Genomic DNA, 16,120 nt, shown 5'->3' on the forward strand with positions numbered 1-16,120 from the left:
TGGCGCCCCGCCGACGTGGCGCTCTGCCGGCCCCTGCCGTCCCCCAGACCCGGAGGTTCACCTCGTATGGTCCGCCAACTCCGGGGCGTCGGCCTCGATTTCGCCGAGTCCGCGCCCGTACGGCTGGTCTTCGAGGGCGAGGTCGGCGCACCGCCCGGGGACGTCTACCGGGCACTGGCCGAGGAGACCGGGGACTGGCCGCGCTGGTTCTCGGCGGTGACGTTCGCCCGGCCCACCGAGCGGGGGCGCGAGGTGCATCTGCGGGGCGGCACCAAGTTCATGGAGACGGTCGTGGCCGCCGAGCCGTCGAGCAGGTACGCGTACCGGGTCGATGTCTCCACCGCGCCGGGAGTGCGGGCCATGCTGGAGGACTGGCGGATCCGGCCCGCGGGGGCCGGGACCCGGGTGCGGTGGACGATGGCGGTCGACGGGCCCGCGCCGCTGCGGCTGGTGCTGCGGGCGGCGCGCCCCGGGGTGGGGCGCGCGTTCCGCGACGCGCTGCGGGCGCTGGAGGGGCGGCTGGGCGGCCCGAGCGGCGGACGGCCGGGCGGCCCGAACGACGGGCCACCCGGTGGTCCGCGCGCCGGGTAGGCCGCCGGACATGCCTGTCAGGGCCAGACGCCGGTCTTCAGGAACTCGTCGATGGTGGCCGCGTACGGGCCGATGTCGAGCCCCTGACCGGCCAGCCACTCGTCCGAGTAGTACTTGTCGAGGTAGCGCTCGCCCGGGTCGCAGATCAGGGTGACCACGCTGCCGGTGCGCCCCTGTTCGAGCATCTCCGCGACGATCTTCAGCGCGCTCCACAGGCCGGTGCCGGTGGAGCCGCCCGCCTTGCGCCCCATGACCGCGTCCAGGGCCCGTACGGCCGCCACGCTCGCCGCGTCCGGGACCTTCATCATCCGGTCGACGGCACCGGTCACGAACGAAGGCTCCATACGCGGCCTGCCGATGCCCTCGATGCGTGAGCCGCAGTCGCTGGTGGCCTGCGGGTCGCCCCGCGTCCAGCCGTCGAAGAAGCAGGAGTTCTCCGGGTCGGGGACGCAGATGAAGGTGTCGTACTGCATGTAGTGGACGTAGCGCGCGATGGTCGCCGAGGTGCCGCCGGTGCCGGCCGTGGCGACGATCCAGCTGGGTTCGGGATAGCGCTCCCGCTTCATCTGCTGGTAGATCGATTCGGCGATGTTGTTGTTGCCGCGCCAGTCGGTGGCCCGCTCGGCGTAGGTGAACTGGTCCATGTAGTGGCCGCCGGTCTCCGCCGCGAGGCCCGCCGACTCCTCGTACATCTTGCGTGAGTCGTCGACGAAGTGGCAGCGGCCGCCGTGGAATTCGATGAGCCGGATCTTCTCGGCGCTGGTCGTACGCGGCATCACCGCGATGAACGGCACGCCGATCAGCTTCGCGAAGTACGCCTCGGAGACGGCGGTCGAACCGCTGGACGCCTCGATGACGGGACGTCCCGGCCGGATCCAGCCGTTGCACAGCCCGTACAGGAAGAGCGAGCGGGCGAGCCGGTGCTTGAGGCTGCCGGTGGGATGCGTCGACTCGTCCTTGAGGTACAGGTCGATGCCCCACTGCTCGGGCAGCGGGAAGCGCAGCAGATGGGTGTCGGCGGACCGGTTGGCGTCGGCCTGCACCTTGCGCACGGCCTCTTTGAGCCAGGCCCGGTACTGTGCGTCGCTGCGGTCCACGTCGACGGTCGGTACGGCGTCGGTCCGGACGGCCGGAGGGGCACCGCCGGGTCCTGCCGGGTCGCTGATGCTCATCCGCGCCACTCCTCGTGCTCTTCCGTGGGTTTGCGTACGTCGGTGTGCGGATGCCGTGCCTCGCACATGGGCGCACTGCACAGCACCCCCGCACGCGCCACTGTAAGCCGCCGACCTGCACAAACGTTCACTTTGGGCAGCCATAGCACTGCCTTGTGCCACCGTGCAGGTGACATGGGGGCGCAGTCGGCGGAATGCGCCCATCCGTGCGCCGCTCCCCCTGGTGCGCGCGCTCTCCCCCCTGCAGACTGCGCATCAGGAGACGGGGGCAGCAACGGAGGAGACGAACAGCCGGGACTTCCCGGAAAGGGGGCGAACACGTCATGCTGGAGCCCGATTTCAGCGTGCTGGGCGTACGGATCGAACGGTGGCCGCGCTCGCTGACGAGGGCGGGGCAGGTCGTCGTCCAGGACGGCACACTGGCCCTGCTGAGAAGCGACGGGCAGGTGATCGACAGCGCACCGCTGGGCGCGGTCAGCGCAGGCCGGCCCTGGTTCTCCGTCGGCGACGGGCACTTGGTGGCCCGGCTGAACGGCATCCGCTACCGGCTGACCATGCCGGAGGCGGACGGCCGCCGCCTCACCTCGCTGCCGGGCACGCATGGCTGAGCCGACGCGAGTTGCGGAGCGGTACCCCCTGGGTCACGCTGGCTCTATCTCACTCAGGGTGCGTGCGCGGTAACGCTGAGATCCAGCCGGCCGTTCGTTCGTACGTACCAGAACCGGATCATCTTCGACCGTCTTCCGACCTCAATCGGGGAGTCGCAGCCGTGATCAGCCAGCCCAGCAGGCACTGCACGGTGGAGCTGCAAGCCCTGCCGTCGCGGATAGGCCAAGTCCGCAGAATCGTTTCGGCGCAGTTGCGCTATTGGCGTCTCGACCCGTTGATAGACCCGGCCGCACTCGGTGTCACCGAGTTGCTCACCAACGTGCACCTGCACGCTCAGCCGGACAAGACGTGCACCGTGGAGATCGAGTTGCTCTTCGACCGGCTCACGGTGTCCGTCCACGACCGCGATCCCCGGCTGCCCACCGTGCGTGGAGCCGAGGCCTTCGACACGGACGGGCGCGGCCTGTCTTTGATCGAGGCGGTCAGCGAGAGCTGGGGCGTACATCCCCAGGGCGCGGACGGCAAGACCGTCTGGTTCGCCCTGGCAGCCCCCTTCCTCACCCCCGCGGTGACTCCGGTGGCTCCGGTAAGTCCGGTGGCTTCGGTAAGTCCGGTGACGCCGGTCGCGCCGGTGACGTCCGTCGTCCCGGTGACGCCGGTGACGTCCGTCGTCCCCGTGACGCCGGTCGCCCCGGTGACGCCCGTCACCCCCGTGACACCGGTCGCCCCAGTGACGCCCGTCACCCCCGCGACGCCGATCGCCCCGGTGACACCCGTCGCCCCGGTGATGTCGGTGTCTCCGGCCGCGGCCGCGGGACGCGCCCGCAAGAAACGCACGGCGCCGGTCCGGTCGGCCCCGGTGGGCTGACCGGACGGCGCCCTGGCCCGACCGTCTCAGGCCATGCCGTTCTTGCCCCTGAGCGGTTCCTCCGTACTGCCGAACTGCTCGTCCAGCACGGACAGCCTGCGCCAGTACTCGTCCTCGTCGATCTCGCCGGTCGCGAAGCGCCGGCCGAGCACGGTGACCGGCGACTGCTCGCCGTGGCCGCGCGGGTGACCGCCCCGCCACGGCGGCCCGCCCTGCCACGGCCCGTGCCCCCGGCCGCGCCAACCGGTGCGGCGCAGGAGGGTGACCCCGCCGATCACCACGGCCGCCCAGAAGAGCGGGAAGAGCAGGATCCACGGGCCGGGCCCGCCGGCGTGCGCCAGGGTGTTCATCTCGGTTCAGCTCCTCGGTAGCGGTGGGGTGTGTTGCCCTGCTGCTATCGAGAGTGGCCCGGGGAGGGTTCTCCTGGCGTCGTGCGGCCGGCGGCCGTCGCCGTACCCCCCGGGGAGTACGGAAGGGGCCTGCCGCTGCTCCCCGCCGAGGGCCGGGGCGCCCGCGGAGGCGTCAGCGCGGCTCGCCGTACCAGCGCCACTTTCCGCGGCGCGGGTGGCCGGGGAGTTCACCGCGTCCGGTGGCCCACAGCAGGGTGGGCCACGGGGGGCCACCCGTGGGCACGTCGGGGAAGAGCCGGTGCAGCACGCGTGCGCACAGGTCCTCGGGTGGCTCGGGGCTGTCACCGAGGCCGAAACCGGCCGCCAGGTCATGGGTGTGGACGAGGGTCTCGACGACGCCCATCGCGGCGAACCCCTCCGGGTCCGACACCCCGAAGACGTGGTGCGCCCTGGCCTCGGGGGGTTTGACGACCGTGACGGCGTGCAGCAGCCCGGCCGCCGAGCCGAGGGCGAGCAGCAGCCCCGGGACGCCGGCCTCGCGCTCCGCGCGCACGGCGTTGTACGGGGAGCCGGGAGCCTCCTGGGTGTAACGGAAAGGCACGTCGGTGTCGGTACGCTCCGAGGCCAGTTGGACCGCGTAGGAGAAGAGGTCGTCGATCAGGTGCTCGGCGGTCTCCCAGCAGTCCCAGTCGAGCGGACCGGCCTTGACGCTCCAGTCCGCACCGGCAGCCCGGCCGAGGGTGTCGGTGGCGTAATCGGCGGCACGGAGTACGTCCGCGGGGGTGATCTTCATGGGCGGACGGTAGCAAGCGGCGCCCGCCCCGTCACCGGCCCCAGCCCCGTCACCGGCACCGTCACCGGCACCGGCACCGGCACCGGCACCGGCACGGTCAGGCGTCCGCCCGCACCGCGAGTCCGCGCAGCGGGTCGTCGAGCACCGGCTGCCAGGCCAGCTCGGCCGCGCCGACGAGAGAGTTGTGGTCCAGGGTGCAGGACAGGAGGGGTACTCCCCCGCTGCGCCCCCACAGGCTCCGGTCGGCGACCACGGCCCGCAGCCGGTCGGGTTCGGCGGCGAGCAGCGCCTGGTGCAGCCCGCCGAGGATGATCCGGTCCGGGTTGAGGATGTTGACCAGGCCGGCGAGGCCGAGGCCCAGCCGGTCGACGAGCGCCTGGGCGGCGGCCCGCACCGAGCGGTCCGCGTACTCCTCGCGGAGCAGGTCCCTGGACTGCTGGAGCAGCGAGACCTCGGGGCCCGGGGTCCGCCCTGCCTCGGCCAGGAAGGCGAGCGGGTCGGTCTCCACGTCGAGGCAGCCGCGGCTGCCGCAGTGACAGGGGCGCCCCTCGGGGTTCACGGTGAGGTGCCCCACCTCCAGGGCGAGCCCCGAACTCCCGGAGTGCAGACGGCCGTCGAGAACCAGGGCGCCGCCGACGCCGCGGTGCCCGGTGGCGACGCACAGCAGGTGCTGGGCGCCCCGGCCCGCGCCGTGCCGGTGCTCGGCCAGGGCGGCGAGGTTGACGTCGTTGCCGGTGAAGGCGGGGCCCTCGATACCGGCGGCGGCGATGCGTCCGGCGAAGATCTCGCGCACCGGTGAGCCCACGGGCCAGGCGAGGTGCAGGGGGTTGAGGGCGGTCCCCTCGGGTTCGGCGACGGCAGAGGGGACGGCGAGCCCGGCTCCGGCGCAGCGGCGGCCGCTCTCCCGCAGGAGCTGTGCGCCCGCGTCCACGACGGCACCGATGACCTGCGCGGGATCGGCGTCGACGACCGTGCAGCCGGGTGCGGTGGCGACGATCCGGCCGCCGAGTCCGACCAGCGCGGCGCGGTAGCCGTCGGCGTGCACCTGGGCGGCGAGCACCACGGGGCCGGCGTCGTCGACGGTCAGCCGGTGCGAGGGGCGGCCCTGCGATCCGGCTGCGGCGGGGCGGGAGTCGACCCGGATCAGCCCGAGGGCCTCGAGTTCGGCGGCGACCGCACCGGCGGTGGCGCGGGTGACGCCGAGTTCGGCCGTGAGGACGGCGCGGGTGGGGGCGCGGCCGGTGTGCACGAGTTCCAGTGCCGGGCCGAGCGCTCCGCGACCCCTCTCCAACTTCGTCCTGGTGCTGGCCACCCTGGTCCCCTCGCCGTTCATGAGGTGGAGTCTGCCACGACCCGCAACCGTCTTGCCCCGTTCGCGCGGCCCACCCTATGCTGAGTTTGTGCCGAACCTAAACAAAGTCCGGACGGCAGCACCGGGGGGCCCTGGCGCCGACCGCGCCGCACCCTCCCTCTCCCGTCTCCGCACCGCGCTCACCCTCTTCTTCGCCCTCGACGGCTTCATCTTCGCCGGGTGGGTGGTCAGGATCCCGGCCATCAAGGCCCAGACCGAGGCCTCGGCCAGCACGCTCGGCATGGCCCTGCTGGGGGTGTCCGCGGGCGCCGTGATCACGATGACGCTGACGGGCAGGCTGTGCAGCCGACTGGGCAGCGCCCGGGTCACTGTGTTCTGCGGGGCATTGCTTTCGCTGAGCATCGCCCTGCCACCGCTGACGCATTCCCCGCTCGCGCTCGGCCTCGTCCTGCTCGTGTTCGGAGCGCTGTACGGGGGCATCAGCGTCGCCATGAACAGCGCGGCGGTCGACCTGGTGACCGCGCTGCGCCGCCCGGTCATGCCCAGCTTCCACGCCGCGTTCAGCCTGGGCGGCATGGTCGGTGCGGGACTGGGCGGGCTGGTCGCGGGCAGCCTGTCCCCGCTCGTCCATCTGACGACGCTGACCGTGCTGGGGCTGCTGCTCACGGCGGCGGCGGGGCCGGTCCTGCTGCGGGAGTCCCGCAAGCTGCCGCAGGGGCCGGCGGCTACGGCCGCTTCGGCGACTCCGGCCACTCCGGTTGCTTCAGCCACTCCGGCCGCAGCCACTCCGAAGGCTCCGGCCGCATCGGACGCTTCACCTGCTCCGGAGGCTGCGGCCACCGCGCGCGATTTGTCGCGCGAGCGGCCGCGCACCGCGCCGGGCACCCGCCGTGCCGTCGTTCTCTTCGGTGTCATCGCCCTGTGCACCGCGTACGGCGAGGGCGCGCTGGCCGACTGGGGTCCGCTCCACCTCCAGCAGGACCTGGGCGCCCACCCGGGCGTGGCCGCCGCCGGGTACTCCCTGTTCGCACTCGCCATGACCCTCGGCAGGCTGAGCGGAACCACCCTGCTGGAGCGCCTCGGGCAGACCAGGACCCTGGTGGCGGGCGGGGCGACCGCAGCCCTCGGCATGCTGCTGGGCTCCCTCGCACCCTCGCTCTGGCTCGCACTGCTCGGCTTCGCCGTCACCGGGCTCGGTCTGGCGAACATCTTCCCCGTCGCGGTCTCCCGCGCGGGCGAGCTGGCCGGGCCGAGCGGGGTCGCCACCGCCTCCACGCTGGGCTACGGCGGAATGCTGCTCGGGCCGCCCGCCATCGGTTTCCTCGCCGACTGGTTCACTCTGCCGCTCGCGCTGACAACGGTGGTGGTGCTGGCCGCGGCGGCGTCCTGCCTCGGAGTCGTGGCCCGGGGTTCCCGGTCGACGGTGGACGGCCGGACCACCCCGGGGTAGCCGCAGCCGGCCCTAGCCCAGCCAGCCGGGGCGTACCAGGCCCGACTCGTAGGCCATCACGACGAGTTGGGCCCGGTCCCTGGCGCCCAGCTTGACCATGGTGCGGCTGACGTGGGTCTTGGCGGTGAGCGGGCTGACGACGAGCCTGCGGGCGATCTCCTCGTTGGAAAGACCGATGCCCACCAGCGCCATCACCTCCCGCTCCCGCTCGGTGAGTTCGCGCAGCATCCCCGCCTCGGCGGGTTCCTTCGACCGGGCGGCGAACTCGGCGATGAGGCGGCGCGTCACCCCGGGCGACAGCAGCGCGTCGCCGTCCACCACCGCCCTGACCGCGCGTACCAGCTCCTCCGGCTCGGTGTCCTTGACCAGGAATCCGGCGGCACCGGAGCGGATCGCCTCGAACACGTACTCGTCGAGCTCGAAGGTGGTGAGCATGACCACCTTCACCCCGTCGAGGTCCGGGTCCTCGGTGAGTCGGCGGGTGGCGGCGAGACCGTCGAGGCGGGGCATCCTGATGTCCATCAGGACGACGTCCGGGCGCAGTTCGCGCACCAGGCGCAGCGCCTCCTCACCGTCGGCGGCCTCCCCGGCGACCTCGATGTCGTCCTGGATTCCGAGCAGTGCCCGGAATCCGGCTCTGACCAGCGCCTGGTCGTCGGCGAGCAGTACCCGGATCACGGCGTCCCCTCTTCCTGTCGTGGTGCCGGCTGCTCCGGTGCCCTTGGTGGTGGTGACGGCTGTCGCTGCGGTGCGTGCTCCTGCGGGGCCTGCTGCTGCGGGGTGCCGCTCAGGGGGAGTTCCGCTTCGACCCTGAAGCCGCCGCCGGGGCGTGGCCCCGCTTCGATCGTGCCGCCCAGAGCCGCGGCCCGCTCCCGCATGCCGGCGAGCCCGTTGCCGCTGCCGCCCGCGTCGTCGCCGGTGGCCGGTCCCGCGTCGTCGATACGCAGGCGGAGGCCCGCGGGACTGTGTGCGACCTGGACGTCGGCGGTGCGGGAGCCGGAGTGGCGGACCACGTTGGTCAGGGCCTCCTGGACGATGCGGAAGGCGGCGAGGTCGGCACCGGGCGGGAGCCTGCGCACCCTGCCGGTGGTCCGCGTCGTGACCGTGAGGCCCGCCGCGGCGGCCTGCTCGACGAGTTCGGGCAGCCGGTCGAGGCCCGGGGCAGGGGCGCGGGGGGCGTCGCCCGGGGCGCGGAGGGAGTCGAGCACCTGGCGTACCTCTCCGAGGGCTTCCTTGCTGGCGGCCTTGATGGTGGTGAGCGCGGTACGGGCCTGCTCGGGGTCGCTGTCCAGCAGGGCGAGTCCCATGCTCGCCTGCACGTTGATGACGGAAATGCTGTGGGCCAGTACGTCGTGCAGTTCGCGGGCCATCCGCAGCCGCTCCTCCTCGGCCCGGCGCTGCTGGGCGGCGGCCCGTTCGGCGCGGGCGTGCGCCCACTGCTGGCGTTTGACGCGGACAAGTTCGGAACCGGCGAGGATCGCGGTCATCCAGGCAGCCGGGCCCAGGCCCTCACCCCAGGAGGCGGGCCCGTCGCCGGCGGGTGGCAGCCATCGGTACAGCCAGTGGCCGAGGAGCAGGTGCCCGGCCCACAGGAGGGCGACCGCGCTCCAGCCGGCGCCGCGGTGGCCGTGCACCACGGCGGCGAAGCACCCGAGCGCGACGGTGAGGAAGACCGGGCCGTGCGGGTACCCGGCACCGAGATAGACCAGCACCGCGCCTGTGGCGGCGAAGACGACGGGCACCGGGAACCGGTGCCGCCACAGCAGGAACGCGGGACCGGCGAGCAGCAGCGCCCGGGCGAGCGCGTCGAGCTGTTCGTGGCCGGACTGGGCGCGTTCCGCGAAGCGGGAGCCGAGCAGCACGAACACGGCGAGCACCAGGGTCGACATCCAGGGCAGCGCGGCGACGCCGGTACGGCAGGGGGCCGCACCCGGTTCCCAGTGCCTGGCCCAGCGGGGCGGACCGAACGGGGCCCTCGCAGCAGCCCCGGCACGCGGCCGGGAGAGAAAGCCGGGCCGGTCGCGCCCGCGCGGGTGCCCCTCGCTCCGGCGGCCCCGGGCACGGCTGCGGCCCCGGAAGGGACGCGGGCGCGGCCGTCCGGTGCGGGGGTCCTGTGGATCCATGCCGTTCACGCTGGCCGCGCAGGCCGGGCGGGGCGTCGCCCCGTGGGCGCGGTCCTGCGTACTCCCCGAGGAGTACGCAGGTGGCGGGCCGGGGCGCGCCACGCGGCCGTACGTACGCGCCGGGCCCGCCGGGCCCAGTGGTCCGGCGGGCCCGGCGCGGCGGGTGTGCGGGTCAGCGCTCGTCGGGGCGGTGCACCGCGTTCAGCGCGCGCTGTGCCATCGGGTGCATCCGCACCAGCTCGGCAAGCGTGGTGCGGCCGCTGGTGATCCGGGCGAAGGCCCGCCAGGCAGGCCGCAGCCCGGTGACCGCGGCGTGCAGCAGCGCGGGGTGGCGTTCGAACTGGGTGAGCATGCGCTTGCCGACGCCCATCTCGACGCCGAGCCCGGCCTTGATCGCGAAGGCGTAGTTCAGCGCCTGCCGGCGGGCGTCGACGGCGTCCTGAGCCTCGGCGATCCGGACCGCCCACTCCCCCGCGAGCCGGCCTGAGCGCAGCGCGAAGGAGATCCCCTCGCGGGTCCACGGCTCGAGGAGGCCCGCCGCGTCGCCGCACACCAGCACCCGGCCGCGCGAGAGCGGCGATCCGGCGGCCCGGCAGCGGGTCAAGTGGCCCGAGGAGATGGACGGTTCGAAGCCGGCGAGGCCGAGACGGGCGATGAAGTCCGTCAGGTACTGCTTGGTGGCGGACCCTTCGCCCTTGGCGGCGATGACCCCGACCGTCAGGGTGTCGCCCTTGGGGAACACCCAGCCGTAACTGCCGGGAAGGGGGCCCCAGTCGATGAGCACCCGGCCGGCCCAGTCCTCGGCGACCGTCGGCGGCACCGGGATCTCCGCCTCCAGGCCGAGGTCGACCTGGTCGAACTCCACACCGACGTGAGCGCTTATCCGGCTGGCACTGCCATCGGCTCCCACGACCGCCCGCGCCAGCACGGTCTCCCCGTCGGACAGCACGACCGCGGCTGTGCGCCGGTCGGGGACCGCCGAGCCGTGCTGCTCGACCCGGGCGACGGTGGCACCGGTGCGCAGCACGGCACCCGCCTTGGTCGCGGACTCCACCAGTGCCTCGTCGAATTCGGCCCTGTTGACCAGCCCGAACAGCGTCTGCCGGGAGCGCCGGGTGCGCGCCAGCTTCCCGTCGAGCGAGAAGGTCACCGCGTGCACGCGTTCGCGCAGCGGCAGCACGAAGCCCGGCGGCAGGCTGTCGCGGGAGGGGCCGATGATGCCGCCGCCGCAGGTCTTGTACCGGGGCAGCTCGGCCTTCTCCAGCACAAGCACCCGCCGCCCCGCGCTCGCCGCCGCGTGGGCCGCCGAGGCGCCGGCCGGACCGGCCCCGACCACCACGACGTCCCACACCGTCTCGCCGTCCTCGCCCGACCCGTGTCCGGTGTCTGCTGCGGCGTCTGCGTTCTCGCTGCTCACGATGTGCTTCTGCTCCTGATCCGAACCGTGGCCATGCTGTCCTGCGGCATCCTACGGCGCGGCGGGACCAAGGTCCCCTGTGGGAGGATCGGTCACGGCTTCGCCGTACGCACATCCGTCCGCGAAGCACCCCGGTGCACCCCCACCCCCGGTGCGCCGGGGCACCCGCGATCCGCCGTCACGCCCACGAGGAGTCCGCCCATGACCGCCGTCCACCCGATCGCCACGACCGTCGCCTCGCTGATGCCCCGGGCCAAGGCGGAGCTGGCCGAGCTGGTGGCCTTCCCCTCGGTGGCGGACCCCGCGCAGTTCCCGAAGAGCGGGTGCGAGGCCGCCGCGAACTGGTGCGCCGACGCGCTGCGCGCCGAAGGATTCACGGACGTGGCGCTCCTCGACACCCCCGACGGCACCCAGTCCGTCTACGGCTTCCTGCCCGGTCCCGAGGGCGCGCCGACCGTACTGCTGTACGCGCACTACGACGTACAGCCGCCGCTCGGCGTGGACGCGTGGGTGTCGCCGCCGTTCGAGCTGACGGAGCGGGACGGCCGCTGGTACGGGCGCGGGGCAGCCGACTGCAAGGGCGGGTTCATCATGCACCTGCTCGCGCTGCGGGCCCTCAAGGAGAACGGTGGCGTGCCGGTCTCCGTGAAGGTGATCGCGGAGGGTTCCGAGGAGCAGGGCACCGGCGGCCTGGAGCGGTATGCCGAGGCGCACCCGGACTTGCTGGCCGCCGACGCGGTCGTCATCGGCGACACCGGCAACTTCCGGGTCGGCCTGCCGACGGTGACGGCGACTCTGCGCGGGATGACGATGCTGCGGGTCACCCTCGACACCCTTGAGGGCAACCTGCACTCGGGCCAGTTCGGCGGGGCCGCCCCCGACGCGCTCGCCGCGATGATCCACCTGCTGGCCTCGCTGCGTGACGCGGACGGCTCGACGACCGTGGACGGGCTCGCGGCGGACGGAACCTGGGCCGGGCTGCAGTACCCGGAGGAGGAGTTCCGGGACGACGCGAAGGTCCGGGACGGTGTGCGGCTGATCGGGACGGGCACGGTCGCCGACCGCATCTGGGCGCGCCCCGCCGTCACCGTCGTCGGCATCGACTGCCCGCCGGTCGTCGGCGCGACCCCCTCGGTGCAGGCGAGCGCGCGGGCGCAGATCAGCCTGCGGGTGCCGCCGGGGCAGGACGCTGCCGAGGTGACGAAGCTGCTCACCGCGCATCTGCACGCGCACGCCCCGTGGGGTGCCCGGGTCGGCGTCGAGCAGGTCGGACAGGGCCAGCCGTTCACCGCGGACACCAGCAGCCCCGCGTACCTCGCGATGGCCGACGCGATGCGCGTCGCCTACCCGGGCGAGGAGATGCAGACCTCCGGCATGGGCGGCTCCATCCCGCTGTGCAACACGCTCGCCTCGCTCTACCCGCAGGCGGAGATCCTCCTCATCGGGCTGAGCGAGCCCGAGGCGCAGATCCACGCGGTCAACGAGAGCGTCTCCCCCCAGGAGCTGGAGCGCCTCTCGGTGGCCGAGGCCCTCTTCCTCGTCAACTACGCGGCGTCCAAGAAGGCCTGACCGGCGCTCTTGGGCCCATGATCAGCGCTGAGCGAACTATGCGCTGAGCGAAGACCGGTGCGGCGGGCGTACGGGCTCTCGTACGTTCGCCGCATGGACCTCGTCGAAGTACTTCCGCAACTGCACATGCTCCGCTTCCCGGTCGGCCAGGCCTATCTCTGGCGCGACGAGACGCCCGAGGGTACCGAGCTGACGCTGATCGACGCCGGCCACCGGGATGCCGCGCCCGGCATCGAGGACGCGATACGGAGCCTGGGCGCCGATCCGGGCGACCTGCGCCGCATCGTCCTCACCCACTGCCACGGCGATCACACGGGCGCCGCAGGGGAGTTGGCGGAGCGTCACGGCGCCGAGGTACTGGCGCACCGGCTGGACGCTCCCGTGGTGCGCGGCCTCGCCCCCACCCCCGAGCCGGTGCTGCTCGGCTGGGAAGTCCCCCTGTACGAGCACGCGTTGGCGTCGTTGCCCGAGGCTCCGGCGACCCGGGTGGACCGTGAGCTGGAGGAGGGCGAGGTGCTCGGTTTCGGCGGCGGCGCCCGCATCGTGCACGCACCGGGGCACACGGACGGTTCGCTCGCGGTCCATCTCCCGGACCACGGCGTGCTGTTCACCGGCGACTCGATCGCCGCGGTGGGCGAGGTGATGCTGGGGGTGTTCAATGTGGACCGGCAACAGGCGCTGGCCACCATGCGGCGTCTCGCCTCGCTGGCCCCGTCCGTCGCCTGCTTCGGTCACGGCGACCCGCTGACGGAGGACACCGCCACGCTGCTGCTCACTGCGGCGGAGGAGGCCTCCGCCGCGGGCTGAGCCACCCTTGCGGGCCGGCGCACACCCCGGCGGGAGGCCGAGTCGCGCCCGCCGGGGCGGACCAGGGCCGGACCGCGCCCGCCCGGCGGCCGGTTGTTCCGCGTTCCCGGCGGGGTCATGCTTACGCTCACCCGACCGGTACGCCCGCCTCCAGATTGAGCACCGTCCCCCGCTCCCGCGCCCGCAGCGCCCAGCGCAGCCGTTCGTACCGCTCGGGCGGCAGCAGTCCGGCCGCCTCCCGCTCCGAGACGAACCGCCACTCCCTCAACTCGGGTCCGGGAAGCATCACTTGACCGGCCGTCTCGTTGCCGAGCCGCCCTCCGTCGAACAGCATCCGCAGCCCGCCGAACCCAGGTGGGCGGGGCGGCTCCCAGTCGACGACCAGCAGCCGGGGCACGCGGGCGAGCCGTATCCCCGTTTCTTCGGCGACCTCCCGCACCCCCGCGCGGGCGGGCGCCTCGCCGCTCTCCACCACACCACCCGGGAACTCCCAGCCCGGCTTGTACGTCGGGTCCACGAGCAGCACCCGGTCGTCCTCGTCGAAGAGCAGCACCCCCGCGGCCACGGTCTCGGCGGTGGGCGGCGGGGTCTGCACGATGTCGCACGGACTCGCCGCCCCGGAGCGCACCGCCTCCGCTATCGCCTCCGCGGCCTCGTACGGAGAGATCCGGCCGTAGTCGACGACATGCGCGTCCGCGGTGATCCACTCCAGGGCGGTCAGATACGGCTGGATGTGGTCGTAGGCCCACTGCCGCACCCGCACCTCGGCGTCCGCCGCCGTCATGCCGGGCACCTCGCGCGCGGCGATCCGCTCCCGCAGGATCGTTTCCTCCGTGTGCAGCAGCACATGCCGTACGGGAATGCGGCGCGCGGCGAATCCGCCGAAGATCTCGTCCCGGTACTCCTGCCGCAGCAGCGTCATCGGCACCACCAGCACCCCGCCCACCTCCGCCAGCAGTGCGGCGGCGGTGTCCACGACCATCCGCCGCCACATCGGGAGGTCCTGGAAGTCGGTCACCTCGGCAAGCCGTTTGGCGGGCAGCAGCTGCCCGAGTTCCGCTCCGGTCAGCTCCGGGTCGTAGAAGGTGCTGTTGGGGATCAGGTCGATCAGCTCGCGCGCGGTACTGGTCTTGCCCGCCCCGAACGCCCCGTTGATCCATACGAGCACAGTTCCCCCTCTGCCGTAGCCCCCAGTGGACTGCCCGCAACACCCTGCCACGAACAGGGGGCCCGGCGGCATGGTGCCTGCGACGGTCCGGGCACACAACCGTGTCCGTGCTGTGGCCCGGTCCGGGCAACGCGACACGGGCCGCACGGCGTCGATGCAGATAACGGGGGCGCCCGGGGGACGACCGCGGCCGTGACCCGTCGTCACGGAGTCTCGTTGGGCGCACAGAGGTACAGCAGGAGCACAGAGAGAGGGGTGCGGCATGAACCGCACGATTTTGCAGCACTTTCCGGCCGGTGGTCCGCGGGGCAGCTGGCCCGCCGAGGAGTACGCCCTCGCACGCCGCGCGGAGGGGTGCCCGGCGGAGGTCGTGATGGACCTGGACGCGGACGCCTTCCTGGTGGTGGTCGCCGGGGCTACCAGGTGGGACGCGCGCTGACACCGCCGTCCACCACCAGATTCGTACCCGTGATCCAGCCGGCGGCGTCCGAGGCGAGGAAGACGCAGGCATTGCCGATGTCCTCGGGACTGCCGAGGCGGGCGAGGGGCGCGGCCGCCTGCCAGCGGCGTACACCGTCCGGCCAGTCGCCGGCGAGGCCCGGGCGGTCGATCAGTCCCGGGGAGACGGTGTTGACGCGCACCCCGCGGGGGCCGTGCTCGAGGGCGGCCGAGCGGGCGAACATGATCAGGGCGGCCTTGGAGCGCAGTAGTGCGCATGGCCGGGGGTCGCCATGGTGCCTTCGATCGAGGCGATGTGGGTGATGCTGCCGCCACCGCGCGCCGCGAGCAGGGGGACGGCGGCGCGGGTGCAGGAGAAGGCGCTGGTCGTGTTGGTGTCGTAGACCTCGCGCCAGTCGTCGGCGGTCATGTCGTCCAGGTTCCGCACGGGCTGGATCCCCGCGTTGTTGACGAGGGCGTCCAGTCCGCCGCGCCAGTCGGCCGCCGACTCCAGCAGCCGCCGGCACTCCGCTTCTCGCGTCAGGTCTGCCTGCACGGCCAGGGCCCTGCCGCCCGCACCGGTGATGCGTGCGACGAGGTCCCCGACCGCCTTCTCGTCGCGCCGGTAGTGGGTGACGACTTCGGCACCGGCGGCGGCGAACCGGCGGGCGACACCTCCTCCGAGCAGGCCACCGGCGCCGGTGACCAGCACCACGCGTCCGCCGAGGTCGGGCAGGGCCGCTTCACGCATCGGTGTCGCCTCCGGTCGTGTGCGGGGGTGCGCCCTCGCGGCACAGCCGGCGTATGCGGGCGGCCTGACGGGGATACTGGGCGGCGAGCTCGGCGGGGTCCGCCCCTTCGTAGTCCGCGGGCAGGAAGCCGGGCGCCATCGTCGTGCCGAACAGGGACCACACCCCGCCGTCGGCGACCCGTGCCGCCATCCACGTACCCGCCGGCACGACGTGCTGCACGGGTCCGCCGCGCTCGAAGTCGCCGAGCGGGACGAGGTGGTCGGTGCCGTCGGGGGCGAGCAGCAGCAGCTCCAGCGGGTCGCCCCGGTAGAAGTGCCACACCTCGTCGGCGGGGAGCCGGTGCAGGGCGGAGAAGTCGCCGGGGTCCGAGGTCAGCAGCACCATGATGGCGGTGCCGGCCGGGCGGCCCGTGGCATCGGCCGGGCCGGCCCACGTCCGGCGGAACAGACCGCCCTCCACGGGCAGCGGTTCGAGCCGGTGGTTCTCGGCGATGCGGCGGGCCTCGGCGCGTGCGCGCGCGTACTCGGTCACCGGGCGAACCTACCGGCCCGCCGGGCCCGCCGCAGCACCCCGCGCGAGCGGGCTGACGGACGGGCCCCGTCACCGGCTCCGGTTGGCGCAAAACGCTCTGATGGCCCATCGGCCAACCGGTTCCGTTTCCCTTCCCGGCGGGTCGGACACTCCCTACCGTAAGCGCGCAC

Annotated in this window: 15 protein-coding genes and 2 pseudogenes; 7 read left to right on the forward strand and 10 right to left on the reverse strand. The window is 73.5% G+C overall.

Annotated elements, in window-relative coordinates:
• The first annotated feature begins 66 nt into the window (after nucleotides 1-66).
• Nucleotides 67-591 (forward strand): SRPBCC family protein, encoded by a 525-nt coding sequence (locus ACFWVV_RS07085; protein ID WP_384348925.1) that lies wholly within the window; start codon nucleotides 67-69, stop codon nucleotides 589-591.
• Between the two features lie 17 nt (nucleotides 592-608).
• Here ACFWVV_RS07085 and ACFWVV_RS07090 read toward each other — a convergent pair whose 3' ends face one another.
• Nucleotides 609-1,763, reverse strand: coding sequence for a PLP-dependent cysteine synthase family protein (locus ACFWVV_RS07090; protein ID WP_384348922.1), 1,155 nt, complete (start codon nucleotides 1,761-1,763; stop codon nucleotides 609-611).
• A gap of 323 nt (nucleotides 1,764-2,086) precedes the next feature.
• Between ACFWVV_RS07090 and ACFWVV_RS07095 the strand changes: the two genes are divergently transcribed.
• Together ACFWVV_RS07095 and ACFWVV_RS07100 are read left to right on the forward strand one after the other, a co-directional pair.
• Nucleotides 2,087-2,371 carry a hypothetical protein gene (locus ACFWVV_RS07095; protein WP_384348919.1) on the forward strand — a complete coding sequence of 95 codons (285 nt, stop codon included), beginning with the start codon at nucleotides 2,087-2,089 and terminating at the stop codon, nucleotides 2,369-2,371.
• A 161-nt stretch (nucleotides 2,372-2,532) separates the two neighbouring features.
• Nucleotides 2,533-3,009: pseudogene (locus tag ACFWVV_RS07100) on the forward strand (ATP-binding protein); the annotation flags it as partial.
• A 257-nt stretch (nucleotides 3,010-3,266) separates the two neighbouring features.
• Here ACFWVV_RS07100 and ACFWVV_RS07105 read toward each other — a convergent pair.
• The 3 genes from ACFWVV_RS07105 to ACFWVV_RS07115 all read right to left on the reverse strand — a co-directional run bounded on the left by ACFWVV_RS07105 (nucleotide 3,267) and on the right by ACFWVV_RS07115 (nucleotide 5,716).
• Nucleotides 3,267-3,590 (reverse strand): SHOCT domain-containing protein, encoded by a 324-nt coding sequence (locus ACFWVV_RS07105; protein ID WP_384348916.1) that lies wholly within the window; start codon nucleotides 3,588-3,590, stop codon nucleotides 3,267-3,269.
• Between the two features lie 172 nt (nucleotides 3,591-3,762).
• Nucleotides 3,763-4,383, reverse strand: coding sequence for a hypothetical protein (locus ACFWVV_RS07110; protein ID WP_384348914.1), 621 nt, complete (start codon nucleotides 4,381-4,383; stop codon nucleotides 3,763-3,765).
• Nucleotides 4,384-4,480: 97 nt separating this feature from the next.
• Nucleotides 4,481-5,716: an ROK family protein gene (locus tag ACFWVV_RS07115; protein ID WP_384348911.1), complete on the reverse strand. Its 1,236-nt coding sequence runs from the start codon at nucleotides 5,714-5,716 to the stop codon at nucleotides 4,481-4,483.
• Between the two features lie 67 nt (nucleotides 5,717-5,783).
• Here ACFWVV_RS07115 and ACFWVV_RS07120 point away from each other — a divergent pair, with 67 nt between their 5' ends.
• Nucleotides 5,784-7,145: an MFS transporter gene (locus ACFWVV_RS07120; RefSeq protein ID WP_384348909.1), complete on the forward strand. Its 1,362-nt coding sequence runs from the start codon at nucleotides 5,784-5,786 to the stop codon at nucleotides 7,143-7,145.
• A 12-nt stretch (nucleotides 7,146-7,157) separates the two neighbouring features.
• Here ACFWVV_RS07120 and ACFWVV_RS07125 read toward each other — a convergent pair whose 3' ends face one another.
• The 3 genes from ACFWVV_RS07125 to ACFWVV_RS07135 form a co-directional block, all read right to left on the reverse strand.
• Complete coding sequence (locus ACFWVV_RS07125) at nucleotides 7,158-7,823, reverse strand: response regulator (protein ID WP_384348906.1); 666 nt, start codon at nucleotides 7,821-7,823, stop codon at nucleotides 7,158-7,160.
• Complete coding sequence (locus tag ACFWVV_RS07130; protein ID WP_384348903.1) at nucleotides 7,820-9,034, reverse strand: sensor histidine kinase; 1,215 nt, start codon at nucleotides 9,032-9,034, stop codon at nucleotides 7,820-7,822. The genes ACFWVV_RS07125 and ACFWVV_RS07130 overlap by 4 nt, the downstream gene beginning before the upstream one ends.
• A 406-nt stretch (nucleotides 9,035-9,440) precedes the next feature.
• Nucleotides 9,441-10,685 (reverse strand): geranylgeranyl reductase family protein, encoded by a 1,245-nt coding sequence (locus ACFWVV_RS07135; protein WP_384348900.1) that lies wholly within the window; start codon nucleotides 10,683-10,685, stop codon nucleotides 9,441-9,443.
• A gap of 201 nt (nucleotides 10,686-10,886) precedes the next feature.
• On the opposite strand from ACFWVV_RS07135, the gene ACFWVV_RS07140 reads away from it, so the two are divergent.
• Nucleotides 10,887-12,254 (forward strand): dipeptidase, encoded by a 1,368-nt coding sequence (locus ACFWVV_RS07140; RefSeq protein ID WP_384348897.1) that lies wholly within the window; start codon nucleotides 10,887-10,889, stop codon nucleotides 12,252-12,254.
• A 93-nt stretch (nucleotides 12,255-12,347) separates the two neighbouring features.
• Nucleotides 12,348-13,061, forward strand: coding sequence for an MBL fold metallo-hydrolase (locus ACFWVV_RS07145; RefSeq protein ID WP_384348895.1), 714 nt, complete (start codon nucleotides 12,348-12,350; stop codon nucleotides 13,059-13,061).
• 127 nt (nucleotides 13,062-13,188) lie between these two features.
• Here the strand turns inward: ACFWVV_RS07145 and ACFWVV_RS07150 are convergent, their stop codons facing one another.
• Nucleotides 13,189-14,229, reverse strand: a complete 1,041-nt coding sequence (locus ACFWVV_RS07150; RefSeq protein ID WP_384348894.1) for an NUDIX domain-containing protein — start codon at nucleotides 14,227-14,229, stop codon at nucleotides 13,189-13,191.
• Between the two features lie 262 nt (nucleotides 14,230-14,491).
• Between ACFWVV_RS07150 and ACFWVV_RS07155 the strand changes: the two genes are divergently transcribed.
• Entirely contained in the window at nucleotides 14,492-14,668 is a 177-nt protein-coding gene (locus tag ACFWVV_RS07155; protein WP_384348891.1) for a hypothetical protein, read from the forward strand.
• Here ACFWVV_RS07155 and ACFWVV_RS07160 read toward each other — a convergent pair.
• Nucleotides 14,646-15,418: pseudogene (locus tag ACFWVV_RS07160) on the reverse strand (SDR family NAD(P)-dependent oxidoreductase). The gene ACFWVV_RS07155 and the pseudogene ACFWVV_RS07160 overlap by 23 nt on opposite strands.
• A complete protein-coding gene (locus ACFWVV_RS07165; protein WP_384348887.1) occupies nucleotides 15,411-15,950 on the reverse strand; it encodes a cupin domain-containing protein in 540 nt (179 codons plus the stop codon). The pseudogene ACFWVV_RS07160 and the gene ACFWVV_RS07165 overlap by 8 nt, the downstream one beginning before the upstream one ends.
• Between the last annotated feature and the right edge of the window lie 170 nt (nucleotides 15,951-16,120).

Source organism: Streptomyces sp. NPDC058663 (genome assembly GCF_042716745.1).
Taxonomy (GTDB): Bacteria; Actinomycetota; Actinomycetes; order Streptomycetales; family Streptomycetaceae; genus Streptomyces.